The organism is Sphingomonas sp. SRS2 (assembly GCF_000971055.1).
GTDB lineage: Bacteria > Pseudomonadota > Alphaproteobacteria > Sphingomonadales > Sphingomonadaceae > Rhizorhabdus.
The window spans coordinates 24,843-43,500 of record NZ_LARW01000115.1; the positions used below are offsets into that span (position 1 = coordinate 24,843).

14 protein-coding genes are annotated in these 18,658 nt (G+C 66.4%); 4 read left to right on the forward strand and 10 right to left on the reverse strand.

The annotated features are described in order from the left end of the window. Positions 1-32 precede the first annotated feature (32 nt). Positions 33-2,138: a putative bifunctional diguanylate cyclase/phosphodiesterase gene (locus WP12_RS18630; RefSeq protein WP_046195195.1), complete on the forward strand. Its 2,106-nt coding sequence runs from the start codon at positions 33-35 to the stop codon at positions 2,136-2,138. A gap of 21 nt (positions 2,139-2,159) precedes the next feature. Here WP12_RS18630 and mfd read toward each other — a convergent pair whose 3' ends face one another. Further along, complete coding sequence (gene mfd / locus WP12_RS18635) at positions 2,160-5,618, reverse strand: transcription-repair coupling factor (RefSeq protein WP_046195196.1); 3,459 nt, start codon at positions 5,616-5,618, stop codon at positions 2,160-2,162. A gap of 116 nt (positions 5,619-5,734) precedes the next feature. Beyond that, positions 5,735-6,001 (reverse strand): FAD assembly factor SdhE, encoded by a 267-nt coding sequence (locus tag WP12_RS18640; RefSeq protein WP_046195197.1) that lies wholly within the window; start codon positions 5,999-6,001, stop codon positions 5,735-5,737. Between the two features lie 128 nt (positions 6,002-6,129). Between WP12_RS18640 and recG the strand changes: the two genes are divergently transcribed. After that, complete coding sequence (gene recG, locus WP12_RS18645; RefSeq protein ID WP_046195209.1) at positions 6,130-8,190, forward strand: ATP-dependent DNA helicase RecG; 2,061 nt, start codon at positions 6,130-6,132, stop codon at positions 8,188-8,190. 94 nt (positions 8,191-8,284) lie between these two features. Here recG and WP12_RS18650 read toward each other — a convergent pair whose 3' ends face one another. The 3 genes from WP12_RS18650 to tyrS form a co-directional block, all read right to left on the reverse strand. Continuing rightward, the gene (locus tag WP12_RS18650; protein WP_046195210.1) at positions 8,285-8,647 is read right to left on the reverse strand and encodes a PilZ domain-containing protein; all 363 of its coding nucleotides are present in this window, start codon (positions 8,645-8,647) and stop codon (positions 8,285-8,287) included. A 124-nt stretch (positions 8,648-8,771) separates the two neighbouring features. Then, on the reverse strand, positions 8,772-10,052 hold the full coding sequence (locus tag WP12_RS18655; RefSeq protein WP_046195198.1) for a hypothetical protein: 1,281 nt from the start codon (positions 10,050-10,052) through the stop codon (positions 8,772-8,774). A 1-nt stretch (position 10,053) separates the two neighbouring features. Then, positions 10,054-11,271 (reverse strand): tyrosine--tRNA ligase, encoded by a 1,218-nt coding sequence (gene tyrS / locus WP12_RS18660; RefSeq protein WP_046195199.1) that lies wholly within the window; start codon positions 11,269-11,271, stop codon positions 10,054-10,056. 107 nt (positions 11,272-11,378) lie between these two features. On the opposite strand from tyrS, the gene WP12_RS18665 reads away from it, so the two are divergent. Next, positions 11,379-12,467 carry an anhydro-N-acetylmuramic acid kinase gene (locus WP12_RS18665; protein ID WP_046195211.1) on the forward strand — a complete coding sequence of 363 codons (1,089 nt, stop codon included), beginning with the start codon at positions 11,379-11,381 and terminating at the stop codon, positions 12,465-12,467. Between the two features lie 109 nt (positions 12,468-12,576). Here WP12_RS18665 and WP12_RS18670 read toward each other — a convergent pair whose 3' ends face one another. The 5 genes from WP12_RS18670 to WP12_RS18690 all read right to left on the reverse strand — a co-directional run bounded on the left by WP12_RS18670 (position 12,577) and on the right by WP12_RS18690 (position 17,271). Beyond that, positions 12,577-13,752: a vWA domain-containing protein gene (locus WP12_RS18670; RefSeq protein WP_046195200.1), complete on the reverse strand. Its 1,176-nt coding sequence runs from the start codon at positions 13,750-13,752 to the stop codon at positions 12,577-12,579. Continuing rightward, complete coding sequence (locus WP12_RS18675; RefSeq protein ID WP_046195201.1) at positions 13,752-15,032, reverse strand: MFS transporter; 1,281 nt, start codon at positions 15,030-15,032, stop codon at positions 13,752-13,754. The genes WP12_RS18670 and WP12_RS18675 overlap by 1 nt, the downstream gene beginning before the upstream one ends. 485 nt (positions 15,033-15,517) lie before the next feature. Next, positions 15,518-15,958: a glycine zipper 2TM domain-containing protein gene (locus WP12_RS18680; RefSeq protein WP_046195202.1), complete on the reverse strand. Its 441-nt coding sequence runs from the start codon at positions 15,956-15,958 to the stop codon at positions 15,518-15,520. A 180-nt stretch (positions 15,959-16,138) separates the two neighbouring features. After that, complete coding sequence (locus WP12_RS18685; RefSeq protein WP_046195203.1) at positions 16,139-16,678, reverse strand: glycine zipper 2TM domain-containing protein; 540 nt, start codon at positions 16,676-16,678, stop codon at positions 16,139-16,141. Between the two features lie 185 nt (positions 16,679-16,863). After that, positions 16,864-17,271 carry a glycine zipper 2TM domain-containing protein gene (locus WP12_RS18690; protein ID WP_046195212.1) on the reverse strand — a complete coding sequence of 136 codons (408 nt, stop codon included), beginning with the start codon at positions 17,269-17,271 and terminating at the stop codon, positions 16,864-16,866. A 176-nt stretch (positions 17,272-17,447) separates the two neighbouring features. Between WP12_RS18690 and WP12_RS18695 the strand changes: the two genes are divergently transcribed. Next, positions 17,448-18,461, forward strand: a complete 1,014-nt coding sequence (locus tag WP12_RS18695; RefSeq protein ID WP_046195204.1) for a glycine zipper 2TM domain-containing protein — start codon at positions 17,448-17,450, stop codon at positions 18,459-18,461. The last annotated feature ends 197 nt before the right edge of the window (positions 18,462-18,658 follow it).

The window sequence follows — 18,658 nt, forward strand, 5'->3', positions numbered from 1 at the left end:
CCTTGCCGTGCCAATACGATAACACACCAGCAATGAACCGGGGTAAGCGCGCGCGCGAAGCAGCTGTCGGAATCGGCGCCGGCCCGGCAAAGCTGCCGCTTTTCCTGTTGTCGTTCCATCATCGTAACGATCTGGCGGTGATGGCGGAGCATGCTGGCTGCCAGGTGATCGCGGCTCGTCGCGCCGATGCGGTGACGCGGCGCTTCATCGCCTCCGGCGCGGCGGTTGCGATGGTCGATGCCCGAGGCGCCACCGAGGAGGCGATCGCTGCATGCAAGGGACTCGCCTCGGCGGCGGGTTCGGCGGGCGCGGCATTACTCGTGATCGTCGAAGATATCGCGACCCTCGACCGCTTCTACGAGGCCGGTGCGACCCATTATATCGCGGCGCCTTTCTCCGAAGCGGAACTGGCGATGGCGCTGCGCTTCGCCAGCCGGCTGGTCGAGCGGGTCGCGGGGGGCGGGCGTGCGGCGTCCGATCGGGCGGGGTTGCGGCTGGCCGAGTCGGAGGCCTGGATCTGGAAGCCGGGCGACCGGATGGTACGGATCAGCCCGGCCTTCGCCGAGCGGATCGGCGTGAGCGGCGAAACCGTCCCGGCGATGCGGCTGGTGCGGATGATGGACAAGCCGAGCCGGCGGGTCGCGCGCGAAGCGATCGACCGGCTGCTTGCCAGCGGCCGGGGCACCGCTTTCGCGCATCGCAGCATGCCTCATGGCGATAAGCTGGCGCATCATATCTCCTTCGATGAGGAACGCGGCGCGGTGGTCGCCTGGATCGAGGCGACCCGGCCCGATGGAAGTGCGGAGCGCGAAGGCGGCGACATGCTGACCGGCTTGCCCTCGGCGGACCGGATCCGTGTCTGGGTCGAGGAGCGGCTGGCCGACGAACGTGCCGACGAACCGCGTTGCGCCCTGCTGATGCTAGGGATAATGCGCTTCGGGCTGGTTAACGCCGCCTTTGGACGCGCGACCGGCGATGCGGTGCTTCAGGGTGTTGCCCGGCGGATCGAGCGGGTGATCGACCGTATCGGCCTCGGCAATTCGATGATCGCGCGATCCGCGGGTTCGGAATTCGCGATCGCGCTCGGGTCGCCGGTGACGGCCGAAAGCGCCGAACTGATCGCGAACCGGCTCGTCGAAAGCGTCGCCTGGCCATTCGTCTCGGGCGAATCCCTGATCCCCTTGTCGTGCCGCGTCGGCGTCGCCGCGGTCGATCCGGATGGACGACGTGATGCGTCCACACTGTTCCAGCGCGCGGCCGCGGCGCTCGCCGCCGCCAAGCACGGCGACACAGGGATGGTCCGTGCGCTCGATGCCGACAGCGAAGCCGAGGCGCACCGCCGCAATCAGCTCGAGATCGATCTGCGCCGCGCGCTCGACCATGATCAGATCGATATATTGTTTCAGCCGCAGGTCGACATCGCCACTGGAGTGATCATGGGAGTCGAGGCGCTCGCGCGCTGGCGGCATCCGCAGCTTGGCGAGCTTGGTGCGGTTCCGCTGTTCGCGACCGCCGCGCGGTCCGATTTCGTCGTCCAGCTGTCGAGCCATGTTCAGCAACGCGCGCTCCAGCTCGCGGCGGCCTGGCCTGAGCGGCTGAGCCGGCTGCGGGTGTCGGTGAACGTCACCTCCGCGGACATCGCCGGGCCCAATTTTGTCGAGGATTTCCTCGGCCGGGTCGATGACGCCGGCTTCCCGCGCGATCGGCTGACGGTCGAAGTCACCGAAAGCGGGCTGATCGCGGATCTGGCTGGCGCGGCCGAATTGCTCGCGCAGCTGCGGCGCGCGGGATTGCGCGTCGCGATTGACGATTTCGGCACCGGCTATTCGAGCCTGGCTTATCTCAAGGCGTTGCCGCTCGATTATCTCAAGATCGACAAGACCCTCGCCGAAGACATCACCGGATCGACCCGCGATCGGATCGTGGTGCGCGGCGTGATCGATATGGCGCGGTCGCTCGGCCTCTCGGTGATCACCGAGGGGGTCGAGACCAAGGCCCAGCTATCGCTTCTCGCGCGCGAAGGTTGCAATTTCTACCAGGGCTATCTCTGCTCGCCGCCGGTCGACAGCGCGGCGCTGGCGGCGATGCTGACCAGCAACAGCGCACTGATGGCGCCCGCCGAAGAACCATTGCTCTGACGGCAGGGCGGCATACGCCGTTTAGCTCAGGATTTTCGCCAGCCCCCGTGAAAGCTGCAGTGCGCCGTTCAGGCGCGCCTTGGCATCCGGCCACGGTCGGGTGATCACCAGCTTGCTGTCGGGGCGCAGCTTTGCGCCGATCCGGTCGACATAGGCGAGCAGCCCCGGCAATTCGGGGAAGTTGTCGTTGTGGAACGTCACCAGCGCGCCGCGCGGGCCGGCGTCGAGCTTGGCAACGCAGGCCTTGCGGCAGTTTAGCTTGGTCTCGATCACGATCAGCAGATTCTGGGTCGGGTCGGGCAGCGGCCCGAAGCGGTCGATCATCTCGGCGGCGAAGGACTCGATCTCCTGCTTGGTCTCCGCTTCGTTCATGCGGCGGTAGAGGCCCATTCGCAGATCGAGATCGGGGACATAATCGTCGGGGATCAGGATCGGTGCGTCGACGTTGATCTGCGGGCTGAACGCTTCGCGCTTTGCCTCCGCGAGCCCGCCGGCCTTGGCTTCGAGGATCGCCTCCTCCAGCATCGACTGATAGAGTTCGAAGCCCACCTCCTTGATATGCCCTGACTGCTCGTCACCGAGCAGATTGCCCGCGCCGCGTATGTCGAGGTCGTGGCTGGCGATCTGGAAGCCCGCGCCCAGCGTGTCGATATTCTGGAGGATGTGGAGCCGCTTCTCGGCGGTCTCGGTCATCGTGCGGTTGCCGGTCGTCAGATAGGCATAAGCGCGCGTCTTCGACCGGCCGACCCGCCCGCGCAGCTGGTAGAGTTGCGCCAATCCGAATTTGTCGGCCCGGTTGATGATCAGCGTGTTGGCCGATGGGATGTCGAGCCCGCTCTCGATGATCGTCGTCGAAACGAGAATATCGAACTTCTTGTCGTAGAAAGCCGACATCCGCTCCTCGACCTCGCTCGGCGCCATCTGGCCATGGGCGACGACATAGCTGACCTCGGGAACTTCCTTGCGCAGATAGTCCTCGATATCGGGGAGGTCCTTGATGCGCGGGGTGACGAGAAAGCTCTGTCCGCCGCGATAATGTTCGCGCAGCAGCGCCTCGCGCACCACCACCTCGTCCCACGGCGCGACATAGGTGCGCACCGCGAGCCGGTCGACCGGCGGGGTCTGGATCACCGACAGCTCGCGGAGGCCCGACATCGCCATCTGAAGCGTACGGGGGATCGGTGTCGCGGTCAGCGTCAGCATGTGGACGTCGGTCTTGAGCGTCTTCAGCCGCTCCTTGTGGGTGACGCCGAAGCGCTGCTCTTCGTCGACAATGACGAGGCCGAGCCGCTTGAACTCGATCCCCTTGGCGAGCAGCGCATGGGTGCCGATGACGATGTCGAGCGATCCGTCCGCCAGTCCGTCCTTCACCTTGCGCGCGTCCCCGGCCGTGACGAGGCGCGAGAGATGGCCGACATTGACAGGGAAGCCGTGGAAGCGGTCGACGAAATTCTTGAAATGCTGGCGCGCGAGCAGCGTCGTTGGGCACACCAGCGCGACCTGCATCCCCGCCATCGCCGCGACGAAAGCGGCGCGTAGCGCCACCTCGGTCTTGCCGAAGCCGACATCGCCGCAGACGAGCCGGTCCATTGGCTTGCCCGCGCCTAAATCCTCGATCACCTCGGCGATCGCGCGGTCCTGATCCTCGGTTTCCTGATAGGGGAAGCGGTCGACGAACTCGTTATAGCCGCTCTCGGGTTCGATCACCTCGGCAGGGCGCAGCGCGCGTTCGGCGGCGGTCTTGATCAGCTCGCCCGCGATCTCGCGGATGCGTTCCTTCATCCGCGCCTTGCGGCTCTGCCAGGCGACACCGCCCAGCTTGTCGAGCTGCGCGTTTTCGCTCTCGGCGCCATAGCGGCTGAGCACGTCGATATTCTCGACCGGGACGTAAAGCTTGTCGCCGCCGGCATAGCTCAGCGCCACGCAGTCGTGCGGCGACGTGCCGACCGGTATCGAGGTCAGCCCTTCATAGCGGCCGATGCCATGGTCCATATGAACGACGAGGTCGCCGGGGCTGAGCGTGGCCAGCTCGGCGAGGAAGGCATCGGCCGATTTCTTGCGCTTCTGCCGCCGCACCAGTCGGTCGCCGAGCATGTCCTGCTCAGTGAGCAGAGCGATATCGCCGCTGGTGAAGCCATGGCCGAGCGGGAGGACGGCGAGCGCCGCGCCGCCGCGTGGCGCCAGGCCCTGCGCCTCCTGCCAGCTTTCGGCGAAGGGCGCGCGTTCGAGGCCATGATCCTTGAGCAGCCCCGCGAAACGCTCACGCGCGCCGATCGAATAACTGGCGAGGATGACCTTCTTGCCCGCCTTGCCCAGCGCTTCGACATGCTCGACGACCGCGTCGTAGATGTTGACGCCCTGGCCCCGCTCGGGCGCGAAGTCGCGTGCGGCGTCGACGCCCAGGTCGATCACACGGGTGCTCTCGGGCTCGGCAAAGGGGGTGATCAGATGGATCGGCCGGTCGACGACCGTGCCTTCCCATTCGCCGGCGGTCAGGTAGAGCTCGTTCGGTTCGAGCGGCCGATAGCTGCCGGGATCGGCGCTGCGCGCGCGGACGCGGTTGGCGTGATAGTCGGTGATCGCCTCGAAACGCCCCTCGGCGGCCTTGATCGACCCCGCCTCGCGCAGGATCAGATCGTCCTCCGAAAGATGATCGAACAGCGTCGTCAGCCGTTCCTCGAACAGCGGCAGCCAATGATCCATCCCCGCCAGTCGCCGCCCGTCGGATACTGCCTGATAGATCGGATCGCCGGTGGCGGTCGCGCCGAAACGCTCGCGATAGCGGCCACGAAATCGCTTGATCGATTCCTCGTCGAGCAGCGCTTCGGATGCGGGGAGCAGGGTGAAGCCCTTGATGGTGCCGATCGTGCGCTGATCCGCGGCGTCGAACTGGCGGACGCTCTCGATCTCGTCGCCGAAGAAGTCGAGGCGCAACGCATGCGGCTCGCCCGAGGGGAACAGGTCGACCAGCCCGCCGCGCACCGCATATTCGCCGGGATCGGTGACGGTGTCGGTGCGGACATAGCCGTTTGCCTGAAGCAGCGCGGCCAGCTTGTCGCGGTCGATCCGTTCGCCGGGCGCGAGCCGCGCGACCAGCTGGCGGATGCGGAAAGGGGTAAGCAACCGCTGGGTGATCGCGTTGACCGTGGTGGCGACCAGCACTGGCCCCTGGGGCTTCGTCTGGAGCGCATGCAGCGTCGCCAACCGCTCGGAGGTCGCGCGCAGCGCCGGGCTGGCGCGGTCATAGGGCAGGCAATCCCAGGCCGGGAACTGAAGCACTGACAATTCGGGCGCGAAATAGCCTGCCGCGTCGGAGATAGCCTGCATCGCCTGATCGTCGGCCGCGACAAATATCAGCCGTCCGCCGCGCGCCGCCGCGGCGCGGGCGAGATCGGCGAGCAGCCAGGGCTGGAACCCTGCCGGCGCCCGCGCGAGGGTCAGCGCTTCGCCGGCTTTGAGGATGCGTTGGAGATCGGTCATTGCGTTGGTTCTGTTCCTCGTCATCTCCGCTGAAGCGGGGATCTCATTCTCCTTGCTTCATCGGGAAGGCAGGGAGATCCCGGCTCTCGCTGGGGTGACGGCTTAGAAGGGTCTCTTCACTGCGGAATATCGATGTAGTCGATGCGCTGCATCCGCTCCATCATCGGCCCCTGCCATTCGATGGGAACCGGGATGGTTCCGATCGCCCAGCCCATGATGTCGACATCTTCCTGGTCGAGCAGTCCCTCGAACCATGTCAACGCGATATCGTCCCAGTCCTGATGGAGCCGGTCGAAATAGCCGCCGATCATATAATCGGCTTCCCGGGTACCCCGGTGCCAGGCGCGGAAGCGCAGGCGTTTGATGCGATTGTCGCGATCCATGATCTTCCGATGCAAATTGGCCGGCAGGCAATTGGAAGCCAGCCGACGACACGATAGAAGGCATCTAAGCATTTTGGGGCCCCGTGCAATCACGGGGCGGCTCGAAAAATGCGGCAATGAAAGAGACGATGCGCCCCGATATTCTCAATCCGTTGTTCGCCGAAGTGGAGGCACTGAAGGGCGTCGGGCCTACGCTGGCCAAACCCCTCAAGAAATTGCGCCTCGAACGCGTGGCCGATGTGCTGTTTCACCTGCCGACCGGATCGATCGAGCGGAAGCCGGTCGACACGGTCGAGGCCGAGGACAGCGGACGAATCATCACGGTGCGCGTCGTGCCGGTCAGCTACCGCGCCTCGGGCGGGCGCGGGCCGTTTCGGGTCGGCGCAACCGACCAGGCGGGCAATGTCGTGAGCCTCGTCTATTTTGGCGGCAATCCCGGCTGGGCCAAGAAGCTGCTGCCGATCGGGGAGCCGCGTATCGTCTCGGGCAAGCTCGAGCTTTACGGGCAGGAATTGCAGATGGTCCACCCCGATCATGTCCTGCCGCCTGCCGAGGCGGTCGACCTGCCGGCGCGCGAGAGCGTCTATCCGCTGTCCGAGGGCCTGACGACACGGCGCATGGGCCAGCTTGCCGAGCAGGCGATCGCCCGCGCGCCGGAGCTTCCGGAATGGATCGAACCGAGCCTGCTCGCCGCGCGCGGCTGGCCGGGCTGGCGCGACGCGCTGGTCCGCGTCCATGCCGATCCCGCCGACGAACCGGCGCGGGCGCGGCTCGCCTATGACGAGCTGTTTGCCAACCAGCTTGCGCTGATGCTGGTCCGCGCCTCGTCGCGGCGGCGCAAGGGCAATCCACTCAAGGGTGACGGCCGGCTGCGCGACGCGCTGAAGCTGCCCTATGCGCCGACCGGAGCGCAATCGCGCGCGGTGGCCGAGATCGAGGGCGATCTCGCGCAGGCGGTGCCGATGACCCGGCTGCTTCAGGGTGATGTCGGGTCGGGAAAGACGCTGGTCGCGACGATGGCGCTGCTGATTGCGGTCGAGGCGGGCACGCAGGGCGCACTTCTCGCGCCGACCGAGATCCTCGCCCGCCAGCATTATGAGACGCTCAGCCGCACCCTCGCGGGCCTGCCGGTGAATGTCGCGATCCTTACCGGGCGCGAAAAGGGCAAGGCGCGCGAGGCGACCCTGATGGGGCTGGCGGACGGATCGATCGATATCCTCGTCGGCACCCATGCGATCTTCCAGGACAAGGTGGCCTATCGCAATCTCACGCTCGCCGTGGTCGACGAGCAGCACCGTTTCGGCGTCGCGCAGCGGATGCTGCTCCAGAACAAGGCCGAACGGCCACCACATCTGCTGGTGATGACTGCGACGCCGATCCCGCGTACCCTGACCCTCAGCCATTATGGTGAGATGGATGTAAGCCGGCTCGACGAAATGCCGCCGGGCCGCCAGCCGATCGAAACCCGGGTGATCGCGGGCGAACGGCTCGACGAGATTGCGGGGGCGCTCGGGCGGCATATGGCCAAAGGCGGCCAGGCCTATTGGGTGTGCCCGCTGGTCGAGGAGAGCGAACAGTCCGACCTCGCCGCTGCCGAAAGCCGGGCAGAGAGCCTGCGGCAATTGTTCGGGGATAAGGTCGGCGTCGTCCATGGCCGGATGAAGGGGCCCGACAAGGATGCGGTGATGGCCGAGTTTCAGGCGGCCCGGCTCGGCGTGCTGGTCGCAACGACGGTGATCGAGGTCGGCGTCGACGTACCCAACGCCACGTTGATGATCATCGAGGGAGCCGACCGCTTCGGCCTCGCGCAGCTCCACCAACTGCGTGGACGGGTCGGGCGCGGGGACCAGCGGTCGACCTGCCTGCTGTTGCGCGGCAACGCGCTGTCGGAGACGTCGCGCGCGCGTCTCGCGCTGATGCGCGAGACCAATGACGGCTTCCGGATCGCCGAAGAGGATCTGCGGCTGCGCGGAGCGGGCGAAATATTGGGAACGCGCCAGTCGGGCGAGGCCGAGTTCCGGCTCGCCGGGCCCGAACGCACCGCCGCGCTGATCGACGCGGCAACCCAGGACGCGCGCCTGCTTGTCGATCGCGATGGCGGACTGGAGGGCGAGCGGGGACAGGCGGCGCGCACTGCACTTTACCTGTTCGAACGCGACGCGGCGGTGGGCCTGCTACGAGCCGGATAAAGCGATTTCGATGTAGATGAAGTTATCTGCCAGCCCGGATTGCGGCTAGATAAAATGGTGGCGGCGCAGCCGGGGGAACCGCGCCGCCGGTGCGTCAGCCCATTGGCCAGCGCTGACGCTTGGCTCGTGCGGCGTTGAGCATCGCGGCATAGGCATAGCTGTCTATCGGCTTGATGAACTCGGCGCCGACGCGGCCGCCGAGCGACCACACCACCTTCGCCGAAACCTGGCCGAGGCGCGGCAGCGCCAGACGAACGATCGTGCCCTTGGGCGTCTCTCCATATTCGCGGGCCATGAAGCCCAGCGGTGAGATATTCACCAACAGCACGTCGCTGGCGCTGTCCTGTGTGAACATCCGCGTTGGCAGCGCGACGTCGTCGCGCGGTGCGCGGCGTTGCTCGGCGAATTTGGTGTCCTCGTCGGTCTGCGAGGTCAGGGTTGATACTGGCTGGGTCATGATCTCATGTCCTTGTTTCAACATGAGAATTGCCCATGCGGCTTGCCAGCATGTTAACGCGCAGGGTTAGCAGGGGGTTAAGCGGGATTTATTCGACCATCGGGCTATGGCCGGATCGTTTCTGTCAGCGGCGCAGCTGCGACGGCAACGTCGGCCGCGAAATGATCTCCTCCATCCGCTTCCACCGCGCTGCCTGAGATTCGCCGGCACGCGCCAGATCGGCTGCCACCATGTCCTGGCCCAGACCATAGTTGATCACATAGCTGCGATAATTGTCGGTGAAGCTCAGCGACTGTTCGGCGCGCTTGCGGCTGACGAGCTGATATTTCTGGATCAGGTCGAGCGCGGTCGCTCGATCGATCCTGCCGTCAAGATAATCGGCGGCGATCGTCGTGCGCGCGCCAGTCAGTCCATGCAGCAGGTCGAGCAGCTTGTCGTAGGCGGCGGCGGTCGCGGGATCGAGCCCGGCGATCGGATAGAGCTTCGCCGCCTCGAAACGCGCCTTCTCGTCACCGGGAAAGGCGAGATCGATGCCGGCATTGGCCGACCCCTCGGCGATGAAGCTTTGCGGGCTGAACAGCGGATAGACGGTATATTCAACCCAGCCTTTCGCCCGCGCGTAATTGCGCTCCAGCAGCATGTTGAGTGCGTGATGCCCCGGATAGCCTTCGTGACAGCCAAGATCGACCGCGCGGCTGACCCGGACCGGCAGGTCGGTGTTGACCTGGATCAGGCTGTGGGCATCGCCTTTATACCAGTTATAGCCCGACCAGCTCTTGCCGGTGACGAATTCGAGCTCGAACCGCTCCTGCTCCGGCATCGCGATATGGGCGGCGGTACGCGCCCGGCATTCGGCGATCGCGGCGCGCATGACGGGTTCGAGCTTGTCCGTGGGTACGATATAGCGGTCCTGAAAATCGTCGACGCGTTTCCACAGCGGGCCGTCGCCCGGCACGATCCTTCCGATTTCGGCGAGGGTGGCGTCATAGCTGGAGAGTGGCCGGACCACCGGGCGGACACCGAACAGCCCAAGGGCCTCGTCGCTGAAGCTGAACTTCACCCCGGCCTTCATCGCCAGCCGGGTCTCGGCCGCCTTGAGCTGCGCCGCCAGAAAGCTGCGGCGGATACGGTCGTCGGGCGTCAGCTTCGCGGGCTTGATCGCGGCCAGCCTCGCCGCGAGCGCGCGGGCGTCCTTGCGCAGCGTGGCGACATCGCGCGGCTTTGCCTTCGCCTCGGCGGCCCAGGCTTCGGGACCGTAATAGGCATCGACATAGCCCTCCTCGCGCTGGCCGGCTTCGAGGGTGAGGTGGACATAGTCCTCGGCGATCCCGTCGAGCGGAGACGGCGCGCGCTTGGCGTTGACGGCGAAGACGAGAGCGGCGGCGAGGAGGATGGTGCGGATCATGCTATTGCGTCAGCAACCCGTGCTTCTTCTTGCCGAGGCTGAGCTTGGCGGGAGCGTTCACGGCATGCGCGGGATCGGAGATGGCGACGCCATCGATACGCACCGCGCCTTCTTCCAGCTTCCGCTTCGCTTCGCCACGCGACGCAGCGAAGCCGATCTGCACGACCGCGTCGAGGATGTTGATACCCTCATCGCCCACGGCCAGAGTCGGCAGATCGCCGCCCACCGAACCCTCCTCGAAGGTCCGCCGCGCGGTCTCGGCCGCCGCTGCCGCCGCTTGCGGTCCCCGGCACATCGTCGTGGCCTCATTCGCGAGGACGATCTTGGCCTGGTTTATCTCCTGGCCCTCCAGGGTCTCCAGCCGGGCGATCTCGTCGAGCGGGAGGTCGGTGAACAGCTTCAGGAAGCGGCCGACATCCTTGTCATGGGTGTTCCGCCAGAACTGCCAATAATCATAAGCGGGCAGCGACTCTTCATTGAGCCACACCGCGCCCGACATGGTCTTGCCCATCTTGCCGCCATCGGCGGTGGTGATCAGCGGCGTGGTGACGCCATAGACTTCGCTGCCCAGCATGCGGCGGCTCAGTTCGATGCCATTGACGATATTGCCCCACTGGTCCGATCCGCCCATCTGCAACCGGCAATCGCGGCGGCGGGCCAGCTCCATGAAGTCATAGGCCTGCAGGATCATGTAGTTGAACTCGAGGAAGCTCAGCGACTGTTCGCGATCAAGCCGCAGCTTCACCGAATCGAAGCTGAGCATCCGGTTGATCGAGAAATGCTGGCCGACTTCGCGCAGGAAGGGGATGTACTCCAGCTTGTCGAGCCAGTCGGCATTGTCGACCATCACCGCGTCGGTGGGGCCGTCCCCGAAGGTCAGGAAGCGTTCGAAGATGCGCTTGATCGAGGCGACATTGCCCGCGATGACCTCGCCGGTCATCAGCTGGCGGGCCTCGTCCTTGAAGCTCGGATCGCCGATCTTGCCGGTGCCGCCGCCCATCAGGACGATCGGCTTGTGCCCGGCCTGCTGCATCCGGCGCAGCAGCATGATCTGGACCAGACTGCCGACATGCAGCGACGGCGCGGTCGGGTCGAAGCCGATATAGCCGGGGACGACCGAGGTCGCGGCGAGCTTATCCAGCCCCTCCGCATCGGTGATCTGATGGATATAGCCCCGCGTTTCGAGCAGGCGCAGCAGGTCGGATCTGTATTCGGTCATGACGCGCGGGCGATTAGCATGGGCGGTCTGCCGCTGTCACCTTGATCTGCCTCGATCGTCATGCCAGCGATGGCTGCGGTGACGGGGAGAGGCCGGTGATGACGAACATGCTCGCAATCGGCCTCATGTCGGGCACTTCGCTGGACGGGATCGATGCGGCGCTGATCGAGACCGACGGCGCGGCGCATATTCGCCCGATCGCTTTCCGCTCCGATCCCTATAGCGCCCAGGCGCGCGAACAGCTGCGCGAGGCGGCGGCGCTGGCGCTGAGCTTCGAGAAGCCGCGCCCGAGCCCGAAGATCGTCGAGGCCGAGGCGATGCTGACCAATCGCCACATCCTCGCGGTGCGACAGCTGCTCGCCGGGGCGGGCCTCGATCCCGCCGCCATCGACGTGATCGGCTTCCACGGGCAAACGATCGCGCACCGGCCCGATCGCGGCTGGACCTGGCAGATCGGCGACGGCGCGGCGATGGCGCGTGCGCTGGGCATCCGCGTGGTCAACGACCTGCGCTCGGCCGATGTCGCGGCGGGCGGGCAGGGCGCTCCGCTGCTCCCGGTCTATCACCGCGCGCTGACCGCCGGGATGGACGGCCCGGTCGCGGTGCTGAACCTGGGCGGCGTCGGCAACATCACCTGGCTGGCGACGGACGAACAGGCGGTGATCGCGTTCGATACCGGGCCGGCCAACGGCCTGATCGACGACTGGATGCTCGCCGAGACCGGATCGCCTTATGATGCCGGCGGGGCCTTCGCGGCGCGTGGCGCGGTCGATCGGGCGGTGCTGGGCGCGATGCTCGACAAAGCGTGGTTCGACGCGCCGCCGCCCAAGTCGCTCGACCGCGCCGACTTCACCATGGATCCAGCGCGCGGCCTGTCCGCCGCCGATGGCGCGGCGACCCTGACCGCGTTCACCGCCGAGACGGTCGGGCTGGCGCTGCGCCACCTGCCCGCGCCGCCGAAGCGGTTGATCGTCGCGGGGGGCGGGCGGCACAACCCGACCTTGATGGCGATGATCTCCGCCGCGACCGGGATCGCCGCCGAACCGATCGAGGCGCTCGGCTGGAACGGCGACGCGACCGAAGCGGAGGGCTTCGCCTATATGGCGGTCCGCGCGCTGAAGGGGGATCCTATCAGCTTTCCGGGGACGACCGGGGTGCCCGCGGCGATGACGGGCGGGGTGATTCACGAGGCCTGACCGTCATCCCAGCGAAGGCTGGGATCTCGTGCGGCACGGACGGATCGGAGGTCTCGAACCTCTCCTGAGATGCCAGCCCTCGCTGGCATGACGATTTGGATTGCCTGAATCACTTCTTCCGCGACAGGTTCCGCATCGCATCGTCGAGGCCCGACAGGGTCAGCGGGAACATGCGGTTGTCCATCAGGTCGCGGATCATCCGGGTCGACTGGCTGTGCATCCAATAGGGTTCGGCGGTCGGGTTGAGCCACACCGCCGACGAATAGACATTGGTCAGCCGCTGCAGCCAGACCTGCCCCGTCTCCTCGTTGAAATGCTCGACCGAGCCGCCCGGCTGGCTGATTTCGTAAGGGCTCATCGACGCGTCGCCGACCAGCACCAGCTTATAGTCATGGCCGAATTTGTGGAGCACGTCCCAGGTCGGGGTCCGCTCCTTGAAGCGGCGGCTGTTGTCCTTCCACACGCCTTCATAGACGCAATTGTGGAAGTAGAAGAATTCGAGATGCTTGAACTCGGCGGTCGCCGCCGAGAACAGCTCCTCGCACAGCTTGACATGCGGGTCCATCGATCCGCCGATGTCGAGGAAGAGCAGCAGCTTGACCGCGTTGCGCCGCTCGGCGCGCATATGGATGTCGAGGAAGCCGCGCCGCGCGGTCCCGTCGATCGTCCCTTCGAGGTCGAGCTCCTCCGCCGCGCCCTCGCGCGCGAAGCGGCGCAGCCGGCGCAGCGCGACCTTGATGTTGCGAGTGCCCAGTTCGATGTCATTGTCGAGGTTGCGGAACTCGCGCTTTTCCCAGACCTTCACCGCGCGCTTATGGGTGCTCTCGCCGCCGATCCGCACACCTTCGGGATTATAGCCGGCATTGCCGAAAGGCGAGGTGCCGCCGGTGCCGATCCACTTGCTGCCGCCCTGGTGCCGGCCCTTCTGCTCGTCGAGCCGCTGCTTCAGCGTCTCCATGATCTTGTCCCAGTCCCCCAGCGACTCGATCTTCGCCATCTCCTCGGGGGTGAGATATTTCTGGGCGATGGCCTTGAGCCATTCCTCGGGGATGTCGTGCCCCTCGGGCGCCGGCTCGAGCGCGCCCTTGAACACCTTGGCGAACACCCGGTCGAAACGATCGAGAAGCCCCTCATCCTTCACATAGGTGGCGCGGGCGAGATAATAGAATTCTTCGGACGACCAGCCGATCACATCGGACTGCATCGCCTCGAGCATCGTCAGATGCTCCTTGAGGCTGGCCTTGATGCCGGCGGCGCGCAGCTCGTCGAGGAAGCCGAAGAACATCAGACGCTTTTAGCATCATGGTGGCGGGTCCACCACAGCGCGACGAGGCTGAGCAACGCCGAGGCGCTCAGATAAAAGCCGACATAGCCGAGCCCGCCATGGTCGGAGAGATATTGCGCGACCGCGGGCACCGGGGCCGCGCCGAGGATGCCGGCGATGTTGAAGGTCATCGACGCGCCGGTATAGCGCACGCGCGGCGGGAACAGCGACGGCAGGAATGCGCCGAGCGGCCCGTAGACGAAGCCCATCATGAACAGCGCCAGCGCGAGCCAGGCGGCGATGATGGTGAGGTCGGCGCTGAGGAACATCGGCCCCATCAGCAGCCCGGTGCCGATCGTGCCGATGCAGCCGGCGATCAGCACATAGCGTGGGGTCTTCACGTCGGACCACCAGCCCGCGAGGAGGATGCCGGCGGCCATGAACAGGATCGTGACGAGCTGGACGCCCAGGAAAGTCTCCTTGGGGATGCCGAGCGTCGCGGTGCCGTAGCCCAGCGCGAAGGCGGTCGCGAGATAATAGGTCGCGAAGCAGGCGACCGCCGCGAAGGTGCCCGCGACGGTGGGAACGAGATGGTCGCGGAACAGCTCGGCGATCGGCACCTTGGCAGGCTCGGAATGCGCCATCGCTTCCTGGAAGGCGGCGGTCTCGGTCAGCTTGAGACGGACCCACAGGCCGACGCCGACCAGCACCGCCGAGCCCAGGAAGGGCAGCCGCCAGCCCCAGTCCATGAACTGCTGCTGGGTCATGGCCATGCCGAGGATCAGGAACAGGCCATTGGCGGCGATGAAGCCGACCGGCGCGCCGAGCTGCGGGAACATGCCATAGCGTCCGCGCATGTTCGGCGGCGCGTTCTCGACCGCAAGCAGCGCCGCGCCGCCCCATTCGCCGCCCAGCCCGAAACCCTGGCCGAAGCGCAGGACCGCGAGCAGGAAAGCGCCGATCCAGCCCGCCGTCTCATAGGATGGCAGGAAGGCGATCAGCAGCGTCGACAGCCCCATCACCATCAGGGAGGCGACGAGGGTGGACTTGCGGCCGATCCGGTCGCCGAAATGCCCGAACGCCCATGCGCCGAGCGGCCGCGACAGGAAGGCGAGGCCGAGCAGTGTATAGGCCCAGATCAGCTGGGTTGATTGTTCGAACCCGCCGAAGAACAGTGGACCGAACACCAGCGAGGCGGCGGTCGCGAAAATATAGAAGTCGTAAAACTCGACCGATGTGCCGGTGAGGCTGGCCAGCAGGATGCGCCGTGTCGATGGCGGTGTCGCTGTCATGTCGGTCATGGAAATCCCCGCCTCGTTGCTGCGCCGGATTGGCGCGGCGCGGCGGCGGGGTCAAGCGCGACGCACAGCGCGCCATCGCCGGGCGCCGGAGCGGGCCAGATGCGACTCGTTCGCGGAAACTCCGGGTGCATGGGGTTGATCATGCGTTTTTGTGTTTTTTCCGATGCAGCCCCTTCGACCGGTGCGACGATGGTCGCCGGGCGACCCTTGCCGGGAAAAATAGAATGGCTCTGCATAGCGTCGCTCCGGGGCGGTGCGCGATGAGGGCGCCGCCGATGTCAAACCGGATCGCGTAGCAGAATATCGCCGGAATTACCAGAACAAAACAGAAACACCATCAGGCGATCGTAGGTGGCCCCTGACGGACATCCGCCCTCGCCACGCCGGTTCGGCGTAACGAGGGGCGGGTCAAACGATACGCAACATACACTTACTCTACGCAACTTACTGATCCTCCCTTCCGCGCGCGGGGGGAGGGAGAAGGTTTATCTGCAGCGCGCCTCGCCACGGTCGATCGAGCGGCCGATCAGCGCGCCGCCGCCTGCGCCCAGCAGGGTGCCGAGGGTCGACGAGCGGCCATTGTCGAGCGCGTTGCCAAGCAGGCCGCCAGCGAGCGCCCCGATGATCAGGCCGGTGGTGCCGTCCGACCGGCGGCAATAATAGCGGCCGTCATTACCGCGATAGATGCGGTCGGCACGGGTCAGGCGGCGTTCCTGATAATAGCGGCCGTCGCGATAATAGCGGCGCGCGTCATAGGTGCGGCCATAGCGGGCGTCGGGACGGTTATAGTCGTAGCGGCGATGGTCACGCCAATCGTCCTTGGCGCGCTTGCCATGCGCGGGGGCCCAGGGGGGCGGGTCGGCGAAGGCGGCGGTGCCAGGCAGCACGGTGGCGGCGAGCGCCGCGGCCAACAGAAACTTACGCATCGGATCTCTCCCGTTCCGAAGTGATGCGCGAAGAACGGAACGGCTGTGCAAAGGTTGCGTGAATCGTAAACTACGGCACGTTCATCCCGGCGACAGGCCGTCCCAAGCCCAAGAAAAACCCCGCCCATGCGCGTCCATGAGCGGGGTCCAGATCCTGTGCGCTTGCGGGCGTGGATCAGCCTAGCGGCAGCGTGCGTCGCCGCGATCGATCGAGCGGCCGATCAGCGCACCGCCGCCTGCGCCGAGCAGGGTGCCGAGGGTCGACGAACGGCCATTGTCGATCGCATTGCCGAGCAGGCCGCCGGCGAGCGCGCCGATGATCAGGCCGGTGGTGCCGTCGTCTCGGCGGCAATAATAGCGGCCGTCATTACCGCGATAGATGCGGTCGGCGCGGGTCAGGCGGCGTTCCTGATAATAGCGGCCGTCGCGATAATAGCGGCGCGCGTCATAGGTGCGGCCATAGCGCGGATCGGGACGGTTATAGTCGTAGCGGTTCCAGTCGCGATAGGCCTGGCGCTGATCGCGGCGGGCTTCCTTATAGTCGCGCTTGGCTTCGCGGCGGTCCTCGCGCCATTCCCGGCGGTCGTCGCGGCGATCGTCACGACGCTCTTCGCGCCAATCGCGGCGGTCTTCGCGGCTCTGCGCGGCGGCCGGCTGGCTCACGACCATCGCGGGCGTGATGGTGGCGGCCAGGGCGATTGCCAGAATGAACTTACGCATTGAATCTCTCCAGTCCGATATGGACGGGGGGAGAACGGAACGGCTCCGCAAAGGTTGCGTGAACAGGAAACTACGTCCTGTTCATCTGGGGGACATGGGGTTTTCACCGTTCCGCATCCTCTTTCCCCTCCCGCATGCGGGAGGGGAGAAAGAAGGCGAGGAGGGGAGAAAGAGGAGGGGAAGGCCTATTTACAGCCGCGCCGTTTCTCGACCTCGCGGCCCAGCAGCGCGCCGCCGCCGGCCCCCACGATCGTCCCCGCCGCGCGGTGGCGGCCGCCGTCGAGGATATTGCCGAGCAGGCCGCCCGCCACCGCGCCGAGGATCGCACCGGTGGCGCCGCTGCCCTGCCGGCACTCCTCCGCATTGCCGGCCAGCCGCTCGTCGCTGCTGCTGCCGCTTTCGGCGACATCGGAGGCGTCGGCGGCAACGGTGCGGCCGCTGCCGGCGCTGTTGGCGTCCACATCCTCGTCGAGCCAGTCGTCGGGCAGCGCGGTCAGCTTTTCGGGTTCGGATCCGGGGAGATTCACGGCCAGAGCGGGGGACAGCGCGCCCAGCGTTGCGGCGGTGGCGGCGGCGAAGATGATCAAGCGCATCGGCATCTCCTGACCCGTCGGTTCTGCGTGCCGGCCATGGCGGCCGTCAAGTCCGCCGCGCCGGGCCGGCTCCACCCGCCGACCAGTTGTTCCACCGGCGACCAACGGAACATTGATCCATGTGAAGCGTCTGTGCGGCGGGGGAAACGGCAATAAGTCGGTTCCAGGAGAGACACATGCGTACATATCTTATCGCGGCCAGCATCGCCGCGCTTGCGGCTGGCTCCACCAGCGCGCAGGCCGCCACGGTCTGCAAGCAGGACAATACGGGTCGCACCGTCGCCACCATCGCTGGCGCAGGCATCGGCGCGATCCTCGGCCGCGTCATCGACGGCGGCCGTCACAAGGAAGTCGGAACGATCGGCGGCGCGATCGCCGGCGGCGTCGCGGGCAATCAGCTTGCCAAGGGCGGCAATGACCGCTGCGAAGTGTCGTACGGCTATTATGACGAGAGCGGCCGCTGGCACGCCAACCGCATCGATGCCAGCGCGGCGCGCGGCTATTATGACCGCGACAACCGCTGGGTCGAAGGCGCTCCCAACGGCTATTATGACAACAACAACCGCTGGGTGTCGTTCAACGGCGACCCGTCCCATTCGGGCTATCGCGACCGTGACGGCCGCTATGTACCGGTGGGCGTGAGCGGCTATTACGCCGCCGACGGCCAGTGGGTGCAGGCGAACTCGCCCGGCTATTATGACAATGGCCGCTGGGTCTCCGGCCCCGCTTATGGCCGTTACGACGCCAATGGCCGCTGGATCGCCGATCGTAATTCCAACGGTACGCCGACCGGTTACTGGCAGGCGCAGACCCAGCCCGGCTATTATGACGCCAACGGCCGCTGGGTCCGTGGCGAGGCCACCGGCTATTATGACGCCCGTGGCCGCTGGGTTTCGACCGGCATGGCCGCTGGCCGTCCGGGCGGCGTCGCCAACAGCCGCGACGTTCGCGTCCGCGAGGCTCGCGTCGCAGCGCGGATCGACCGCCAGCGCGAGCGCGGCGTGATCAGCAAGGCCGAAGCCAACCGTGCGCGCAACGAACTCGCCTCGATCCGTCGCGACGAGACGAAGATGCGCCGCTCGGGCAACCGCTTCACCGCGAATGAAGAGAATGTCATCCATCAGCGGCTCGACCGCCTTGGCGAGACGCTCCGCGCGGATGCCAACGACCGGGACAACTGGGCGGGCTGAGGGCAACTCGCCATCCAGCCCAGACCGGCCTGCAAATGGCGGTTCTCCGCGCTTCCGGTGCCGGTTATAGAGCTCTGGAGGAGAGGAGGGGCGGGGCCGAAAGGCTCCGCCCCGATTTTTTTGTTTGCGGCGCGCCCGCGATGTCGCCTTGGCTGACGGGATTGAGCGACAAACTCTTCACCCCTCCCCTGCAGGGG